The organism is Caballeronia sordidicola (assembly GCF_000729995.1).
GTDB lineage: Bacteria > Pseudomonadota > Gammaproteobacteria > Burkholderiales > Burkholderiaceae > Caballeronia > Caballeronia sordidicola_A.
On sequence record NZ_JNFG01000004.1, the window covers coordinates 226,322 to 244,308 of the forward strand.

A 17,987-nucleotide genomic window follows, 5' to 3' on the forward strand; every position below is an offset into this window, starting at 1 on the left:
TTCCCGGACCCCATCCGATCAGCCCCAAAACCTCGGGAAAGCCCGTAGATAAAGCGTCTAAGGGATAACCCGAATACTGTCCGGATGGTCAGACGGGCCACTTCCCGAATTCCGGAAACACGGATTCCCGCTGCTTGGTGTCAACAAAAAACCCTTAAAAATCAACGCTAAATGCGAGTCAAAAACTGGCATCGACCTTGCAATATGAAGTCTTGCCAGACAGGCCATAAAAAAGACACGGAGACGATTCAATGCAACCCATCCCATCCAGCCTCACCTGATTTTGCCGACGCCAGACGCGCATCGCCGCAGCCTAGCGCCGGCGCGTTTTTGTCTCACCCCTTTGCCATTCGCCGACCATGCCCGGAACAACTGTGACAACCGTGAAGAAACCCTTTTATAAAGTCCTGTATGTGCAGGTGCTGATGGCTATTGCCATCGGCATTGCGCTCGGGCATTTCTACCCTGCGCTCGCCACCGACATGAAACCGCTCGGCGATGGCTTCATCAAGCTCATCAAGATGGTGATCGGCCCAATCATCTTCTGTACGGTCGTGACCGGGATCGCGGGCATGGAGGACATGAAAAAGGTCGGGCGCGTGGGCGGCAAGGCGCTTCTGTACTTTGAAGTCGTCTCTTCCTTCGCGCTCGTGCTCGGCCTGGCCGCAACACACCTGCTGAAACCGGGCGTGGGCTTCAACATCGATCCGGCTACGCTGGACGCCAAAGCGGTCGCCTCGTACGCCGCGAAGGCGCACGGCCAGACGACCACCGATTTCCTGATGCACATCATCCCGGACACGATCTCGTCGGCATTCGCTCAGGGCGAAATCCTGCAGATCCTGCTCGTCGCGCTGCTGTTCGGCGCGGTGCTGGCGACGGCCGGTGAGAAAGGCCGCGTGGTGACGAGTTTTATCGAAGGCTTGTCGCACATCCTGTTCGGCATCGTGCGCATCATCACGAAGCTGGCCCCGATCGGCGCGTTCGGCGCAATGGCGTTCACCATCGGCAAGTACGGCATCGGCTCGCTTGTGCCCATGCTTAAGCTGATCGGCACGTTCTATCTGACGTCCATCGTGTTCGTGGTCGTCGTGCTCGGCGCGATTGCGAAGATGGTCGGCTTCAACATCTTCCGCTTCGTCGCGTACATCAAGGAAGAAATGCTGATCGTGCTGGGTACGAGCTCGTCGGAAGCCGCCTTGCCGCAACTGATGCTCAAGCTCGAAAAACTCGGCTGCTCGCGCTCGGTGGTGGGCCTCGTGGTGCCGACCGGTTATTCGTTCAACCTCGACGGCACCAACATCTACATGACGATGGCTGTGCTGTTCATCGCCCAGGCGACGAATACGGACCTGACGTGGACGCAGCAACTGACGCTCCTCGCGGTGACCATGCTGACCTCGAAGGGCGCAAGCGGCGTGACCGGCGCGGGGTTCATCACGCTGGCTGCAACGCTCGCTGTCGTGCCGACCATTCCGCTGTCGGGCATGGTGCTGATTCTTGGTATCGACCGCTTCATGAGCGAGTGCCGCGCGTTGACGAACATCGTGGGTAACGGCGTGGCGACGGTCGTTGTGTCGGCATGGGAAAAGGAACTGGACCGCAACAAGCTGCGCGATCAGCTCAAGCACGGCGCGGTAGATACCGAAGCCGAAACCGTGTCCTGATCGGGCGAAGCAGCGGCCTATCCAGGCCCGCTGCTTACCCGGCATCGGCATCCACGCGAAAGGGAATCAACAGCAATGAAAGCGGCGAAGCATTCGGTGGCGGATGCTTCGCCGCGTCCGTTTACGTTGGAAGTCACGGGAGCATCGGCGCAGGCGTCGGAAGAAACCGCGTTCGAAGCGGCGCGTGCCACAATCGGGGGTCCCCATCGTCTGGAACCCGTTTACGTGACGCGGCGCTTGGTCGTTTTCCTGCTTCTTCTCGCGGCGCTCGCCGGCGTGTGCGCGCTGACGTGGAGCATCGCATGGCAACGTGGGCTCGACACATTGCGTCAAAGCGCGGCGGCGCGCGTCGACCGCACGACGGCCGAGCTGAAAAGCACGCTCGACCGTTACGAATATCTGCCTTACCTGCTCTCGCGCCATCCGTTCGTGCAGGAAGTTCTCGCCGATCCAAACCCCCGCTTTGCCGCACGCGCGGACAGTTATCTCGCGGACCTGAACACGCACGCGCGTGCCACGGCGACCTACATCATCCAGTCGAACGGGCGTTGCGTGGCGGCCAGCAACTGGAACGGCCCGGATAGTTTCGTGGGCGCGGAATACCTGTTCCGGCCGTATTTCGTCGATGCCGTCAAAGGCGGCACCGGCCGTTTTTTCGGGCTCGGCACGATCTCGCGCGAGCCCGGTTATTTCATCTCGCAGCCGGTATTCAAAGAGGGTACGCGGGACATTATCGGCGTGGCGGTGGTCAAGCTGAACCTGGAGTGGCTGCAGGGCGCCGATGCCTCCGAGCCGCTGCTCGTCACCGACGATCACGGCGTGATCTTCCTGTCGTCGGTGCCAGCTTGGAAATATCACACGCTGCGGCCGCTGCCTAAGGACATCGAAGCATCGGTTTATTCGGCGCGGCAGTACGCACAGCATCCGATCACCGCGTTGCCGATGACCATCGTGCGCACGCTCGAAGGCGGCGCGCAGATTGTGCGCGTAGGAGGCGGCCGCAACGCGCCGAGTTTTCTCGCCACGCAGCGCGCGCTCGGCGAGCCCGATTGGCACTTGATCACGATGGTGTCGCTCGATCCGGCGGTCGATGCCGCGTGGAACGCGACTATTGTGACGGGGCTGATATTCGTGTCGCTGTGTTTGCTCGCGTTCTACTGGCGCATGCGGCGTGTGCGTGTGCGCGAAATGATCCGCAGCCGCGCGTTGTTGCAGACTGCGTATGCCGAGCTGAACGAACGCGTCGCGGAGCGGACGGCGGATTTATTGGAGGCGAACGCGTCGCTGACCAGGGAGGTGAGCGAGCGCACGCGGGCAGAACAGGACTTGCGCGCCGCGCACGGCGAGCTGATCCAGGCGAGCAAGCTCGCCGCGCTGGGGCAGATGGCGGCGGGCATCACGCATGAGTTGAACCAGCCGCTCGCTGCGTTGCGCAGTTTCTCCGACAACACCCGCGTGCTGATCGAGCGCGGCGATCACGCGGCGGCGCATGAGAATCTCGAGGCGATTGCCGCGTTGACGGAGCGCATGGGAAAGATCACGAACCAGCTGAAGTTGTTCGTGGCGAAGGCCCGTCCGAAAAACGCGCGCACCGATGTTGGCCGCGCCTTGCGCAACGTGCTGGCGATGTTGCAGCCGCGCATGAAAAACGTCGCCCTCGCCTTCGATGCCAGCGAACGCACCGATTCCAGCCCGCCGCTGTATGTGCGCTGCGAAGATCTTCGACTGGAGCAAATCCTGATCAATCTGATCGGCAACGCGCTGGACGCGGTGGCCGCGTGCGATGTTCCGCGTATCGAGATCCAGTTGGTGAGGCACGAAACGACCGTCGATATCGTGGTGCGCGACAACGGGCCGGGCATTCCACCCGACGTCCTGCCGCGGCTTTTCGAGCCGTTTTTCACGACGAAGGAAATGGGTCACGGATTGGGCCTGGGGTTGGCGATTTCATCGGCTATTGCGCGGGATTACGGCGGCACGCTGGTCGCACGCAACCTGGTCCCGCAAATGGAAGTGGATGGGCCCGAGGGCGGCACACAAGCGGACGCGGATCGCTCGCACGGGGCGGAGTTCGTGACTACGCTGCATCGAGCATGATGAGCGTTGCGGCAATACGTTCCTTATGCTGAGAAAATGCGGAAGCACACGGCGATTCGCCGCTGAAACACGCAATACCCCGCAGGAGTAGAAACCCATGACCACAGGCCTTCAAGTGATCTTCATCGAAGACGATGAACTGGTGCGCCGCGCAAGCGTGCAAAGCCTCCAGCTCGCCGGCTTCGAGGTAAGCGGGTTTGGCAGCGTGGAGGGAGCATCGCGCCTGATCGATGCCAGTTTCCCGGGCGTGATCGTGAGCGACATCCGCCTGCCCGGTGCGAGCGGCCTCGACCTTCTGGCTCAGTGCCACGAACGGGCGCCCGAAGTACCGGTCATCCTGGTGACAGGCCACGGCGACATTTCGATGGCCGTCCAGGCCATGCGCGACGGCGCCTACGATTTCATCGAAAAACCATTCGCGTCGGAGCGATTGATCGAAGCGGTTCGACGCGCGCTGGAGCGTCGCACGCTCGTGCTGGAGAATCGCGCGCTGCGACGTGAACTCGCGGGCCAGAGCAGTGTGGCGCCGAGGATCATCGGACGCAGCCCGGCAATTGAACAGGTGCGCAAGCTGATCGCCAACGTGGCGCCCACCGATGCCTCCGTGCTCATCAACGGCGACACTGGCGCCGGCAAAGAGTTGATCGCGCGCAGCCTGCACGACTTGTCGCCGCGTCGGGACAAACCTTTTATCGCGGTGAATTGCGGCGCGTTGCCCGAACAGATGTTCGAGTCGGAGATGTTCGGCTACGAGGCTGGCGCGTTTACCGGTGCGCAGAAACGCCGCATCGGCAAGCTGGAGCATGCGTCGGGCGGCACGTTGTTCCTCGATGAGATCGAAAGCATGCCGCTCGCGTTGCAGGTGAAATTGCTTCGCGTGCTGCAGGACGGCGTGCTGGAGCGGCTTGGCTCGAATCAGCCGATTCGGGCGAATTGCCGTGTCATTGCGGCCGTGAAGGGCGATATGGCGGAGCACGTCGCGGCAGGTACGTTCCGGCGCGACCTGATGTATCGGCTAAACGTGGTGACGATCACGCTGCCGCCGCTCGCTGAGCGCCGCGAAGACGTGGTGCCGCTGTTCGAACATTTTTTGCTCGATGCCGCCGTGCGATACGAGCGCCCCGCGCCGTTGCTCAACGATCGCCAGCGAGCAGAACTGATGCAACGCGACTGGCCGGGCAATGTGCGTGAACTGCGCAACGCGGCGGACCGGATGGTGCTGGGTATCATCGATGAAACCGGTGTCCCGCTCGATGCCGCCACGCAGTCTCTGAAGGAACGCACGGAGCAGTTCGAGCGCGCGGTGATCGGGGAGGCGCTGGAGCAGTGCGGCGGTGTGGTGGCTGCTGCAGCCGATCGGCTGCAGCTCGGCAAGGCCACGCTTTACGAGAAGATCAAGCGTTATGGGCTGGCAGCGAAGGGTGAGGTTGAGCGGTAGGCCGCTTGCGTGTTTTCCCCGGCCTTAAAAAACAAAATGCCCGCCGATGAATCGGCGGGCGTTTTGCTTATGCCCGTGTCACGCGCCGAGCCGAACAGGCTTCAGGCTGCGTTCAGCGCTTTGTCGAGAAGCGCATCGAGTTCCGCGAACGTCGGCTCACCCACGTAACGCTTCAAGATCTTGCCGTCCTTATCCACGACAAACGTAGTCGGCGTCAGTTGCACATTGCCGAACTGCTTTGCGGCGCTGCCGTCGTCCATCGCAACTTTGAACGGCAGGTTGCGCGTCTGCGCGTAGTTGGTCACGTACATCGGCGCGTCGTATTTCATCGCCACCGCGACGAATTCCAGGCCGCGGCCCTTGAAGCGGTTGTACGTGTCGACCATGGCCGGCATCTCTTTCATGCAGGTTTCGCAGTCAGTCGCCCAAAAATTGATCAGGTAGACCTTGCCCTTGAGATCCGTCGATGTCGAAATCTTCTGACCCGACAACAGCGTGAACGTGGCATCGGGAACACGTTGCTGGCCACCGAACGCAAAATAGCCGGTGCACGCGATCACGCCGGCGACGACCGCCATCACGATGTAGCGCAGCGGGCTCTTGCTGCGCCCCGGTGAAACCTGTGAATTCTCTGACATGGAAACCTCGAGCGTGCTCGGTTCGTACTTGGTTCGGGCTTGATTCGTACTTGGTTCGTCGTTGGCCAACTCGCAACAACGCCAGCCTGACTGGATGCACCGCATTTTAGCCCCAATCTCGAAAAAGCGTTCGGCGTACGTCCTTGCTGTGAGCCGTTTGCAAGGCAGGGCAGTGTCCCGTGCGAAAGCCGCCGTCCTGGTCACCGGCAACGGTTTCAGCACCGGCAGCGGATAATCATGCTTTTCCCTCAGCTTTTCTCATGATCCGATCTTTGCCCCGCGCCTTGAAACGCGCTGTTCTTCATACCGCAGTGCGTTCCCCGCGCACGCTGTTCAAGTCGGCTGTTTCGACAACCACGCTCTTATTCACCGCCTCCGCGCTGCTGGCCTGCACGCCGGCCTACGACTGGCGCACGATCCAGAACAACGACGACGCGTACGAAGTGACCTTCCCGGCGAAGCCGCACTCCGACGCCCGGGATATCGACGTTGCCGGCAAGCCGATGCATATGAAGATGCAGATGGCGGAGGCGGGCGACGCGGTATTCGCTGTCGGGACGGTCGACTTGCCCGATGCCGACCCCGCGACTCAGCGCGCTGCGCTCGATTTTCTTCAGCAAGGTTTGGCGCGCAATGTTAACGCTGCGCCCGCTGCGCACTCTGTTGATATTGAAGTCGCGGCAGGCGGACGTTTGTCCGGCGCGGAAATTACCGTTAACGGCACAAGCGCCAACGGCCAGAAAAGCGAAACGCATCAGATCCGTGCGCGTTTCATCGCCAAAGGGACGCACGCTTACCAGGTCGCAATCGTCTCAACCAAGGCGCCGCCCCCTGATCAAATCGATCAGTTTTTTTCCTCCTTCAAACTTTTTTAAGTATTTGCTCTAAAGCGCATCTATTCGTTCGCGAATATTTCTCAAATTGAACAGCGCAAAGCAAACGTTTCGGGCATGAGAAATCGCACAAGCATTTTCAGCTAAAACTAGGATTTATCTCAGTTTTTTGAACTATCCACAGAGGCTGTGGATAACTTTGTGGAAAACCTCACCAGGCCCTCGCCAAGTGCCCGCCCGACGCGGCTTTCCTTACTTTGCCTTGATTCAGTGCACCCGAAAATAGCTAATAAAATCAAAGGCCTGCTGATCATTGCGGAAATGAGTGTTTGATCAGATGTTAGAGAAACGAAGAACGCTGCAATGTGCATAAGTCAAGTCTTGACAGGCGAATTTTCTTTTTGTGAGGGCTGCGGTTCCGGTGGTGGTTTATGCGGTCGTAAATGCCCGTCGATACTGGATCGCTTCGGCGAGGTGGGCCGCGGTCGGTGAATCGGCTGCCGCGAGATCGGCGATCGTGCGCGCCACTTTCAGTACGCGGTAATACGCCCGCGCTGACCATCCGAATCGTTCTCCGGCTTCGCGAAGCAGGGCTTCCCCGGTGGCATCCAGCTGGCAGACGGCGTCCACTTCGCGTCCGTCCAGCTCACGATTCGTCTTCCCTTGCCGTTCGAGTTGCCGGTCGCGCGCGTCGGCGACCCGCCGCGCAACGATCGCGCTGGTTTCGCCAATCGACGCACTCCTCCCCGATAGCTCAGCCGGCGACAAGGCGGGCAATTCGATCTGGATATCGATGCGATCAAGCAGCGGCCCGGACAATTTGCGCAGATAACGCGCGGCGACGTCGGGCGTGCACCGGCATCGGCCGTTTGGATCGCCGCGCCAGCCGCACGGGCAGGGATTCATGGCTGCGACCAATTGACACGCCGCTGGAAAATCGGCCTGATGCGCCGCGCGCGAAATAGTGATGCGGCCGGCCTCCAGCGGTTCGCGTAGCGTTTCGAGCACTTTTCGGTCGAATTCGGGTATTTCGCTTTGACGCACGTTCTTGGCGAAAAGTTGCTCAACGCAGGCCGAGCCGTCGAGTCGCTGTGTCGTCTTTGTCTCCACGTGGTCGCAGGGCCTTTGCCCGGCAAACCTCGGGGCGCTGTGGGAAAGTGGGGGCAACCGGTGGGCAAGGTTCGGGAAACTCCCCGGGTTTGGGAGTTTTCCGACCTTGTCCACGGCGTTGTCCCCACGAAGTTGACGAAGTCAACTTTTCCACAGCTTTGTGCCCCGGCGGCTCTTCTAACTTGAATTGCAGGCGCCCCCAATTGCCTTACAATTGTCAGAAGAAATAATCGAACAAACATCCGGGGGCAGCATGTGGCACGACGTCGAGGCAACATCCGACCTATTGAATTTCAGTTTGATAGCAGAAACGGCGGCGGGCTTAATTCGCGATGCCGACGGCCAGCCAATCTCCATCGGGATTTCGGGAAGTTGGGGAACTGGTAAATCGTCGCTCGTGAAGATGATTGGCGGGGCGTTGGGGGAAAAGGATACTTCTGGAAAACCTTATCTCTTCGTTGAATTTAACGCGTGGCTTTATCAGGGATTCGACGACGCGAAGCTTGCCTTGCTTCAGGCTGTCTCGGACGTATTGAGTCAAGAAGCGAAAAACCAAAGGACCTTTCTCGAAAAAGCCGCTGATTTTGCCAAACGCGTCCGATGGTTTCGCGCATTGAAAATTGCAGCGCCCGTTGCTTCAGCGGCAATTGTAGGAGGCGCTGTAGGCGGCCCGATTGGCGCAATCCTCGGCGGATTATCGGGTTTGGTTTCCGGCTCGCTAAAAGAGTCAGACATCGAGAAAGTCAAAAAGGCTTATGACGACTTGTCTCCCGAAGTAAAAGAGTTACTCAAGGAAAAGGAAGTCGAGTCTCCGCAAAAGGAGATTGAGGGTCTACGCAAGGCATTCGCAGAATTGCTCGAATCTTTGCAGGTGACTTTGGTGGTTTTGGTCGACGACTTGGACCGCTGCATGCCAGACACTGCCATTTCAACTCTCGAAGCAATACGGCTGCTCCTCTTCCTCCCTAGGACCGCTTTTATCATCGCGGCAGATGAGAAAATGATTCGCAGCGCGGTGCGCGCGCATTTTGCGCAAGCTCACTTCGATGACGAGCTCGTGACGAGCTATTTTGACAAGCTGATACAGATTCCTCTTCGTGTACCGCGTCTGGGCGTGAATGAGGTTAAAGCATATGTTTTGCTGTTGATGCTCGACTTGGCAGTTCGTAGGAAGCTAGTGGACCCTACAGTCGCGGAGACTGCGAAAACAAACGTATTGGCCGCTGTTAAAGAGGGCTGGCTAGGAGGCCTCACGCGTCAAAAGCTCGTATCCGCAATGGGTGCCGCTGCGGCGAAACTCGAGAAGGAGATAGATATCGCCGACCAGCTTGCGGCGGTATTGGCGACGGTCGACCAAATTTCTGGCAATCCAAGACTCATAAAGCGATTTCTGAACAATTTGCTTATCCGGGAGTCCGTGGCCAAAGCACACGGGATGACTATTTCGTTTGAGCATCTGGTGAAGCTGCAGCTCTTTGAACGCTGTGCGTCGTCGGCCGCATTCGAGTTTCTTGCGAAGTCGGTTACCTCATCGGAAGACGGTCAACCGGAGTTTCTGCACAAGCTGGAAGACGACTTAAAGAACGGTGAGCCCTACGAGGCGCCTGACCCAAGTTGGAACAGTCCCTTTGTTGCCGACTGGGTTGCGCTGAGTCCATCGCTTGCTGGGACCAACTTGCGGCCTCTCCTGCATTTGAGTCGGGATAGGGGCGTTGCGCTCGCGGCACTCGACGAGCTTTCACGGGAAGCGCGTTCGGTTTTCGAGAGCCTGCTGGAAGCGAAAACAATCCAGCAAGCATTGGTCGAGCAGGTGAAAGCGCTCGGCGAGAGCGAAGCGGAATCGGTGCTGACCCGGTTGAAGCGTAGGGCGCGAACGGAACAGTGGGATGTTGTCGCTCTGAGGCGGTGTTTGCACATCACCAAGGCTTTTCCAACGCTCGGCCGGTCCTTTTGTTCCCTTCTGGATGAGATACCCCCGAAGGACCGTCCACCGGCGTTTGTGCCATTGATTGCGTCAGATGAGTGGGCGAAGGAATTACTGGAGCGCTGGGCAGCGGACGCCCACACGCCTGCGCCGGTGAAAAACGCTATCAAAATAAAGCGGTGACAGGAAATGGGGACATCAACTTCAAGTTCCGGCCCGGGTTCCAGCGTGCCGTTCGACCCGCCATGGCTTGAGTCTCTCCAGACCGAGCTCGGTGGCGATGGGACGGGCGTTGGTGATGGAGAGACAGAAGGAGGCGAAGAGCCGAGTGGTTCCGAGTCGCAAAATGACTTCGAACCGCACCAGCCGGACACCCTGATTGCGCCGCCACGTCGTTTCGCTCCTGCACGTAAAGAGCTCGGCGGATTTGCGCGAACAGGAGACGGTCGCGCTTTTCGGCGCGCGGTTGGACACTACTCCAGAACGGGAATGGGCGGAGCACGGCGCGCTGCCGGGCGGATGCGTGCAGCGACTGTCGCTGCGGGCGGGCTTGTATCCTTTCTTCATGCCGCACGAGCAGGAACTGACGGTGCCGTCCGTGACTGGATTCAGGCGCTTACCGCCACCGCCCCATCTGTTCGCGAGGTTATCGACGCGATAGTTCGCGAGGTCGTGGGCGCTGGCGGAACTGTTGACGAAGACTCGATACGTGACTCGATGTCACAAGCGTTTTCTGAGCTGCTCGAACTGCAACCGGATATCAATCCGCTGAACATGTCGGACGACAACATATGGTCGTTGGTCGAAGAGTACTTGGCCGTCGAGGCCTGCAATCGGCTGCAGATTGATATCGGGCAACTTTTCGAAAGCGCAAGACTTTCGCCGATTGAAGTCGTTCGGAGGACAGATGACATTCGCGAGTACATGAAGGCGGAAATTTCGGCTCAGCTCGAGTCGCTTCGGCTGGACCAACCAAGCCCAAATCCCAACGAGTTCGAAGGCATCATGCAAAAGGCGCTGACTAATACCTTTCTGGTGTTTGAGGGAGAACTACAGTGAGGGTCATGTGCTTACCTGCCGAGTTGATTCCTGAGCAGCTCGTTGACGACACCGATTATTTTTCGCTTTATGCGAATACCGGACGCCAGAACGTCGGCAGGATATCGTCGGGTTGGGTCAGTTCACTCGCTCGTTCTGGCTTCGCCCCTCCCAGTGCAGTTTGGGATTTCGTGACGATATCTCTGGCTGTCGCAGCTGCCGACATTGCTTGTAGCAGGCAAGGAAGTGCTGATGGTTGGACTCGGATGATTGAGCTCGAAGTTGCGCTTCATGAGCCGGAGCGCTGGATAGCGCAAAAACCGAGTCTTGAAAGAACCTTCAGGTTTCTCACCGGCGATTTCTGGACGCTGAACTTCCGCGATGGTGGGGTGGCGCCCCCATCAACTACCGCTCCGCGACAAACCGACGCCGATTGTGTAGCGCTTCTATCTGGCGGGCTTGACAGCCTTGTAGGTGGAATCGAACTAGCAGCAACAGGACGCACGCCTTTGTTCGTATCGCAGATGGCCAAAGGTGATTCCGATACCCAGAGGCTTTTTGCGCGCCATCTGGGCGGCGGCGAACGACACTTCCAGTGGAATCACCGAATAACCGTGCCGCATGTGACGGAACGCTCGACGCGTGGTCGTTCAATTGTGTTTCTGGCCTTCGCAATCCTTGCCTCGACGACGCTGCCCGGTTGGCAAACCGGTGGAACAACGGCCCTGGTGATTCCGGAAAATGGCTTTATCAGCCTCAACATCGCGCTGAATGCAGGCCGCTTCGGAAGCTACAGCACGAAAACCACACATCCGACTTTCCTCGAAGGGATACAGCGAGTCGTCGATGAGGTCGGATTGCGTGTGCGCCTCGTGCGGCCTTACCAACTCGTGACCAAAGGGGAGCTGCTTGTTAATTGCTCCAATGGCCTGCTGCTTCATGAACTCGCGGGACATTCAACCAGCTGCGGTCGCTTCGGCTACTACAATTACACGCACTGCGGCCGGTGTGTGCCCTGTCTTGTGCGGCGCGCTTCTTTCCTGCGGGCTGGTATAACGGACCCGACGTCCCGATACATATTTCCGGACCTAGCAACGGCCGGACGCGAGCGAGGTCCCAATGACGTCGGCTCCGTCGCTACTGCGTACGTGAACTACAGTGAGAAGGGAGTTGATAGACTGATTGGCGGTGCATTGTCGTTTGCGCCGCCCGGAGAGCGGGATTCATACTCTGCAGTGTTTGCACGAGGCATGGATGAGCTCGGAGAGCTTCTACGTGTGCACAACGTCCTGTGATTGATTTCCACTGCCATCTCGACCTTTACCCGGAAGCGTTGCGGCTTCTCCCCGAAGTCTCGCGCAGGAATCTGTTCACCCTAGTGGTGTCGACAAGCCCTCGAGCGTGGCAGGCGACATCACGAGTATTCGCCGGTTACGACAACGTCCGCGTAGCGCTAGGCCTGCATCCCGAGATTTTTGAGAAAAAGCAGTCGGAACGCGAACTGCTCCTCGAAAACGTGCGGAACACCCAGTTCATCGGGGAGGTCGGGCTGGACGGTTCCCGGCGGTTTGTTGGCACATTGGAATTGCAGGAGCGGTTACTCGACGAAGTTTTGGCCGAATGCGCTGTTCATGGCGGAAAATTCATCAGCCTGCATTCACGTGGCGCAGCTACGCGAGTCCTTGACCTCATCGAATCCCATCGAGATTGTGGCGTTCCTGTCTTACATTGGTTTTCGGGAACACCGAAAGAATTAAGGCGCGCCGTGGACCTTGGCTGCTGGTTTAGTGTTGGACCGGCCATGGTCCAAGCCGAAAAGGGACGAAGGCTATTTGCGGAAATGCCACTGAACCGTGTATTGCCCGAAACGGACGGGCCATTTGCTGCACGAAACGGCATTCCATGGATGCCTTGGGAAGCGATTTCGATATCTGATGCGGCATCCGAACTGTTTGGTCGGAGCGCGGATGACGTTGCTCGAACCTTCGAAGACAACCTCCGCAGAGTTCTCAAGCATAGCGAGAAGCCCCTAGATTTTATGCGAGCTCAGGAATCAGCCCAGCGCGACCTACCGTTCTGACTTCTCTGCCAACGAAGCACGTATAAGGTGGTGAGCTACATGTGGCATGCCTTCATCAAAATCGAACTTGCCCAACTCTTATCTCGATGCTCTGGAACTAGCGGAACTGCTTGGCGTCTCTGTTCAATCTGTCATCCTGCGCGTGAGACGTCGGCCCTGGTTGTTGCCACCGCGCGCAGTTCTGTATGAGCGGCAGTTGCTGCGTTGGCGTCACGATGTCGTCGAAGCGTGGTTGCATGAGCGCTCCTGACTTCATGCGGACCGCCGCCTTCGTAATGCGCAGCTATAACGCTCTAGCGCAACGGACAATCAGTTGCGCGTCGTCGAGCGAAGGCGTTGGCGCGACACTACAACGGTAGTTGCCGAGTCCGCCGAAATCTGGAACATAGGCACTGCATTCCGAGCGACGGAATGCGAGTTCAAAACACACGCATTGAAGGAGGCAAGATGTTCTCGTTCGACATACTGAAGATGCTCAAGCAAAATTCGGCGAAATTGATGCTGCCGTTGCTCGTTATCGCCATCCTCGCGGATGTGCCTTTTAGTGGCCACGCTGAGGCTAGCCCGGTCGTCGATACCGTCAGCCACCTTGTCTTCGCTGTCGTCGCGGCGCTAATCGGACCTACGCTATTCGACAATGCGTTATTTTTCCTCGACCGTTTTTTGCCTGAGGACGCTATTTTCGGATTTGTAGCCTTCCTACTTCTTGCTTTCTGTTTGTCCGGTGTCTCATTGTTCTCTCACGGACTTCCTTCGCTACGGCTTAATCCAGCTTGGCATTTAGCAGCCGGCTGTTATGCGTTCTTTCTATTAGAGCGAAATGAGTTGTTCGCTTCGATAAGAGTCGTATCCGCGAAGGATTCGGAGCATCCTGCGGGGTGTTGCGCTAGGGCGCTTCGCGACAATGAACAATAGGCCCTTGTCGTCGACGGTGGGGGCGGTCACCGCACCCCGAAAATCACGCTTTCAGTTGAGAGTGGTTGTGTGTTCCCGCGGTCAGATATGTACCACGAGCCGAGGGCCCTCTCTCGCCGCCGCGTAAGCGAGCATGCTCTTCAACGGCGACTGCATCCAAGTCTTAACAGTTTCCATCGTCCGGATGCTCTCGACGCGATTGACTCTACAGCCATCGTTCGGGAAGGCGCTTATCAAATTAATGAAACGAGCCATTCCCTTTCTGGATACGCTCACGTTGTTCATGCGATTGAAACCGTACGTATCGCCGACTTTGGGAGCAAGGGGCTTCACGTGTTCGGCAGTCGAAAGCGCTTTGCGCAAGGGGTTCAGTTAGAATTTTCGTCCTTGACAGCACCCTCTGGAGATGCTCGTGCTCTTTACTGTTGTGCCCTACAAAGATGTCCCTCGCAAGTCGCGTAGCTTGGCCGGCGCGGACGAGTGTTATCTATTGCGTGATAACTGGGACGACTACTCGTTCAAGACCACTTTCCGGCTTGTCTACTTCGACTTGGAAGGGAAAAGGCACGACATTGGGTCGGTGAAAGTAATGAGCCAAGGCATGACAGAAGACTGGGTAAGCGTCGAAGATTCATTCTCTGAACTTCCCGACGACTATGCCTCGTTGGGTGAAAGCGCCGAATATTACGAGAATCTCATAAGTCTTGGGGAGGAGGAGCGCGCGAGTATTCTGCAAGCAATGCGTGATTCAATATGGGACGCCGGTATTCGAGCGCGTGTGGAGCAAGAGCCAGCGTTCCAACGGTCGCTAATGCGCGGGCATTCGCCTGCAGACATCGGAAAAATGGGCGATATTCTTCTTGAGCGCGCGGTGCCAACTGCCTTCCGGTTTGCTTACTTACTTTCGGCGGATGGTGGTGCTCGACTTGAAGTCAATGTTAGGCCACGTTCGAATCCGCCTTCGAACATACATGCCATTATCGGTCGCAACGGTGTCGGGAAAACGACCTTACTTAAGTCACTTGTGCAATCGCTGCGCGATGGGCACACGACTGAAGGTGGCGTGTTGAAACTGCGTAAGCCGAGCGGAGAGACAGAACGTACAAGCTTTGCCAACCTTGTCGCCGTTGCTTTCAGCGCCTTCGACGAATTCGACCCACCTGTCTCAAAGAAGGGAACGGGTACCGGCATACGGTACACATACGTGGGCCTGAAAAAGGAGCGAAGAAAGGATGGCGACGCAAGCAGCTTAAAAAGGCCGTCTGAGCTTAAGAAGGAATTCATAGACAGTACGCTTGCGTGTTTGCGCAGTGCGCGTGTTCCGCGTTGGCGCGCCGCAATGCGTGTCTTGGAAACGGACCCGCTCTTTGCTGAGCTCGGTTTAGTGAAGCTGGCCGACTCTTCACAGAATCGGTTCGCACAGGAAGCTGGGGAGCTTTTTGATAGGGCGAGCTCGGGTCACAAAGTCGTCTTGCTTACGATGACCAGGCTCGTCGAGCTGGTCGGCGAACGGACGTTGGTGGTGATAGACGAGCCAGAAGCACATCTCCATCCACCTCTCGTCGCGGCGTTTGTGCGAGCTCTTTCAGACCTCCTCGCTGCCCGCAATGGCGTGGCACTGTTGGCAACTCATTCGCCGGTCGTCGTCCAAGAGATTCCAGCTGCGTGCGTGACCCTTTTCTTCAGAACTGGCAACGAGGTGGAGCTTGAGCGTCCAGAAACTGAGACGTTCGCAGAGAACTTGGGGACGCTCACTCGGGAAATCTTTCGAGTGCTGATGACGGAAAGTTCGCATCACGCCCTGATTTCGAAGGTAGTTGAGCAATCGGAAGACTTTGAGCAAGTGCTCGCAGCCTTTGACGGCCAACTGGGCGCCGAGGGGCGTTCGGTGGCTCGTTCACTTTTGCGGGGACGCGAGGCATGATTGGTATCGCGTGCCCGGGGGACGACCCGAGAGAACTATTCGAGGAGCTAGCTGAGCACACGCAAGACCAGGTGTTGCGTGCCGCACTTATTGCTGAAGGCCCACGCGTGGAACGCCGAGCTCGCGAGTATTTAAGGCTTGCGGAAGTGGGCGACCTTTCAGCCTTCGATAGAGAGGCACCTGTTGGAGTGACCAGCGGCCAACTGTCAGGCGTGTACGACCGCGTGCTGGTTGGTGGATACGGGCGGCCGATTTACGACCGCATCAGGGCAAGTGCAAAATTCCGGCGTTGTCCTCTCTGCGGTCTTCGTGTTGTGAAGACCTTGGACCACTATTTGCCACAAACGAGATTTCCTGAACTTGCTGTGTTTCCCGCAAATCTGGTCCCTGCGTGTGCGGACTGCAACAAATCGAAACTTGCTCACGTCGCTCAAGGCCGGGCTGAAGAGACTTTCCACCCGTACTTTGACGACTGGAGCGAACACTGCATTCTCGGGGCATCGCTTGAATTTGCCGCAAGCTTAACGGTTTCGTATCAGGTACTCACCGCACCTGGGATGTCCGCTGTCGACATGCAACGCGCTCGTAATCACTTTGACCTCCTTGAACTTAACGAGCTTTATGTCAGCTACGCCGCGTCGGAACTCGCAGAAAGCAAACAAACTTTTCGGAACAACTTTGAATCTGGAGCGGAAGCTCTGCGTGAGGAATTGCTGCAAGTTGCAGAAACCAGGTCTCAGGCAAATTTGAATAGCTGGATGGCGGTTCTTTATCGATGCCTAGCGGAAAGTGACGAGTTCTGCAACGGTGGCTTCGAATTGATAGAGGAATGACATGCTCCCATTGTTCACAATCCAGCGAAAGCGGGGGGCCGTCGAGTTGAATCAGCCGTCGAAGGCACCTCGAGCCCTGTTACGCACGTCTGCCACTGAGTGAGTTGAACGTCTTCGCTGCCAAGAATATTGGCGATGCGAGCAAGTTTTTCAGGGCGCTAACTCGTAGCGCTAAACGCTGAAACTTACGCTTTGCGTCAAAACACGAAGCGACCTAGCCCCTTGCGTCAGCGATAGCGCAACGATGAGCGTGGCTTGCGCTCAGGTAAAGCTCGGCTCGCGCGCTCATATGCGCGACCCGTAGCCAGCTTGATATTTTACGTTTTCTGCAGCGGCTAAACTCGTTGCGTTACAGGTTGCATGAATGCTCCCAACCTGAAACTGGCAGTCTATCTCGACGTCAGCGAGCTAGTCGCCACCCTTGGTCTGTTCGGGTCGAGCAGTAATCATGCGGGTGCGCTATCGCCCTTAGCTGTTACCCCGCGCGCCGAGTTACCTGACCGCGAGCTTCTCCGTTGGCGTCAAGATATCGTCGAACGGTGAGTAGCCTCGCTGAAACTTTAGACCGCCTTACGCCCCGTTTTTTTAGCGGAAATCAGCTCAGCCTTTTTCTTGGGCCCGGACTTCAAGGGGACCGGCGACTCGTTTTGCTCCGTGAGCAATTGAGCTTCGTTGACGCCTAGCGCCAAAGCGAGTGACGCGAGCGTGTCCAGCATGACGCTCGTCAACGCGCGCTCAATTTGGCTGACCTGGGTGCGGTGCAAGCCAGCGCGGTCCGCCAGACCTTCCTGCGAAAGGCCCTGCTTACCTCGAAATAATTTCAGATTTGTCGCCACCAGTTCTCGGAGCGCTCTCTGACGTTCGGTAGTGTTGTCTGCCATATGCGGCAGGAGCATCACCTATTGCAGCATCAAACTCTACAGTTCTTAAACTGACAGTTTATTAACTGACAGTCTTTACACTGCATAACTATGCGTCTAGACTGCTCTTATTCCGGTGTCTTAAGGCGCGTGCCACCACAGGTAGCCAACCTAGGGGCTGTCGTATCGAACGCGCGACCGGTACCGGCCATCGGAAAGGAGCCAAATTTGGAACCAGTTCGCGTCCACTACATACCCGCCACGACCCGCGCTGTGCTTGCGCGACTTGGGGTCCCGGCATCGCTGAAATTTGACGGCAAGCTCGTCGAACTTTCCGCTCAAGAAACCCCTGGAGAAGTTGAGTGGCGCGCAGACCTGCTGCGGTTGCTCATACGTCGAACGCTTTTTCAGTTGGCTGCTTGGCCAACTGACCTCCGCATCGCGAACCTTTTGAAACTTGAGCGTGAGCTGGTTGTGGAAACAGGACTCCACGAGGTGGAAGCGAGGACCGTTACAGAAGGAGCGCTTAGGTTGCTCGGAGACCTAGGAGTCTGCGCGGCAGATAGAAATTGGGGTGGTGAGCGACTGACATCGAATGCATATGTGTGAGCGCCGCCGATTTTCACCCGG

The 17,987-nt window shown here is 57.7% G+C and carries 13 protein-coding genes and 1 pseudogene; 11 read left to right on the plus strand and 3 right to left on the minus strand.

Annotated elements, in window-relative coordinates; all coding sequences use genetic code 11:
* Window positions 1-383: 383 nt before the first annotated feature.
* The 3 genes from FH08_RS0104340 (at window position 384) to FH08_RS0104350 (ending at window position 5,202) form a co-directional block, all read left to right on the plus strand.
* Complete coding sequence (locus FH08_RS0104340; protein WP_031357145.1) at window positions 384-1,667, plus strand: dicarboxylate/amino acid:cation symporter; 1,284 nt, start codon at window positions 384-386, stop codon at window positions 1,665-1,667.
* Window positions 1,668-1,742: 75 nt separating this feature from the next.
* Window positions 1,743-3,764 carry a sensor histidine kinase gene (locus tag FH08_RS0104345; RefSeq protein ID WP_031357146.1) on the plus strand — a complete coding sequence of 674 codons (2,022 nt, stop codon included), beginning with the start codon at window positions 1,743-1,745 and terminating at the stop codon, window positions 3,762-3,764.
* Between the two features lie 97 nt (window positions 3,765-3,861).
* The gene (locus FH08_RS0104350; RefSeq protein ID WP_031357147.1) at window positions 3,862-5,202 is read left to right on the plus strand and encodes a sigma-54-dependent transcriptional regulator; all 1,341 of its coding nucleotides are present in this window, start codon (window positions 3,862-3,864) and stop codon (window positions 5,200-5,202) included.
* Window positions 5,203-5,303: 101 nt separating this feature from the next.
* Here FH08_RS0104350 and FH08_RS0104355 read toward each other — a convergent pair whose 3' ends face one another.
* Window positions 5,304-5,840 carry a peroxiredoxin family protein gene (locus tag FH08_RS0104355; protein WP_031357148.1) on the minus strand — a complete coding sequence of 179 codons (537 nt, stop codon included), beginning with the start codon at window positions 5,838-5,840 and terminating at the stop codon, window positions 5,304-5,306.
* Between the two features lie 311 nt (window positions 5,841-6,151).
* On the opposite strand from FH08_RS0104355, the gene FH08_RS0104360 reads away from it, so the two are divergent.
* Window positions 6,152-6,715: a hypothetical protein gene (locus FH08_RS0104360; RefSeq protein WP_235210281.1), complete on the plus strand. Its 564-nt coding sequence runs from the start codon at window positions 6,152-6,154 to the stop codon at window positions 6,713-6,715.
* Between the two features lie 387 nt (window positions 6,716-7,102).
* On the opposite strand, the pseudogene FH08_RS0104365 reads toward FH08_RS0104360, so the two are convergent.
* A pseudogene (locus FH08_RS0104365) lies at window positions 7,103-7,705 on the minus strand (ATP-binding protein); the annotation flags it as partial.
* Between the two features lie 331 nt (window positions 7,706-8,036).
* Here FH08_RS0104365 and FH08_RS0104370 point away from each other — a divergent pair.
* The 7 genes from FH08_RS0104370 (at window position 8,037) to FH08_RS0104410 (ending at window position 16,497) form a co-directional block, all read left to right on the plus strand.
* The gene (locus FH08_RS0104370) at window positions 8,037-9,890 is read left to right on the plus strand and encodes a KAP family P-loop NTPase fold protein (RefSeq protein WP_031357151.1); all 1,854 of its coding nucleotides are present in this window, start codon (window positions 8,037-8,039) and stop codon (window positions 9,888-9,890) included.
* A 6-nt stretch (window positions 9,891-9,896) separates the two neighbouring features.
* The gene (gene qatB, locus FH08_RS51630) at window positions 9,897-10,766 is read left to right on the plus strand and encodes a Qat anti-phage system associated protein QatB (RefSeq protein WP_031357152.1); all 870 of its coding nucleotides are present in this window, start codon (window positions 9,897-9,899) and stop codon (window positions 10,764-10,766) included.
* Window positions 10,767-10,771: 5 nt separating this feature from the next.
* Window positions 10,772-12,040 carry a Qat anti-phage system QueC-like protein QatC gene (qatC, locus tag FH08_RS0104380; protein ID WP_031357153.1) on the plus strand — a complete coding sequence of 423 codons (1,269 nt, stop codon included), beginning with the start codon at window positions 10,772-10,774 and terminating at the stop codon, window positions 12,038-12,040.
* Window positions 12,037-12,825: a Qat anti-phage system TatD family nuclease QatD gene (gene qatD / locus FH08_RS0104385; RefSeq protein ID WP_051887736.1), complete on the plus strand. Its 789-nt coding sequence runs from the start codon at window positions 12,037-12,039 to the stop codon at window positions 12,823-12,825. Before qatC ends, qatD begins: the two co-directional genes overlap by 4 nt.
* Window positions 12,826-13,272: 447 nt before the next feature.
* Window positions 13,273-13,740 (plus strand): hypothetical protein, encoded by a 468-nt coding sequence (locus FH08_RS0104395; protein WP_031357155.1) that lies wholly within the window; start codon window positions 13,273-13,275, stop codon window positions 13,738-13,740.
* 412 nt (window positions 13,741-14,152) lie between these two features.
* Window positions 14,153-15,664 (plus strand): AAA family ATPase, encoded by a 1,512-nt coding sequence (locus tag FH08_RS0104405; protein ID WP_031357157.1) that lies wholly within the window; start codon window positions 14,153-14,155, stop codon window positions 15,662-15,664.
* The gene (locus tag FH08_RS0104410; RefSeq protein ID WP_051887737.1) at window positions 15,661-16,497 is read left to right on the plus strand and encodes an HNH endonuclease; all 837 of its coding nucleotides are present in this window, start codon (window positions 15,661-15,663) and stop codon (window positions 16,495-16,497) included. Before FH08_RS0104405 ends, FH08_RS0104410 begins: the two co-directional genes overlap by 4 nt.
* A 560-nt stretch (window positions 16,498-17,057) precedes the next feature.
* Here the strand turns inward: FH08_RS0104410 and FH08_RS0104415 are convergent.
* On the minus strand, window positions 17,058-17,393 hold the full coding sequence (locus tag FH08_RS0104415; protein ID WP_063771162.1) for a helix-turn-helix domain-containing protein: 336 nt from the start codon (window positions 17,391-17,393) through the stop codon (window positions 17,058-17,060).
* Window positions 17,394-17,987: the final 594 nt, after the last annotated feature.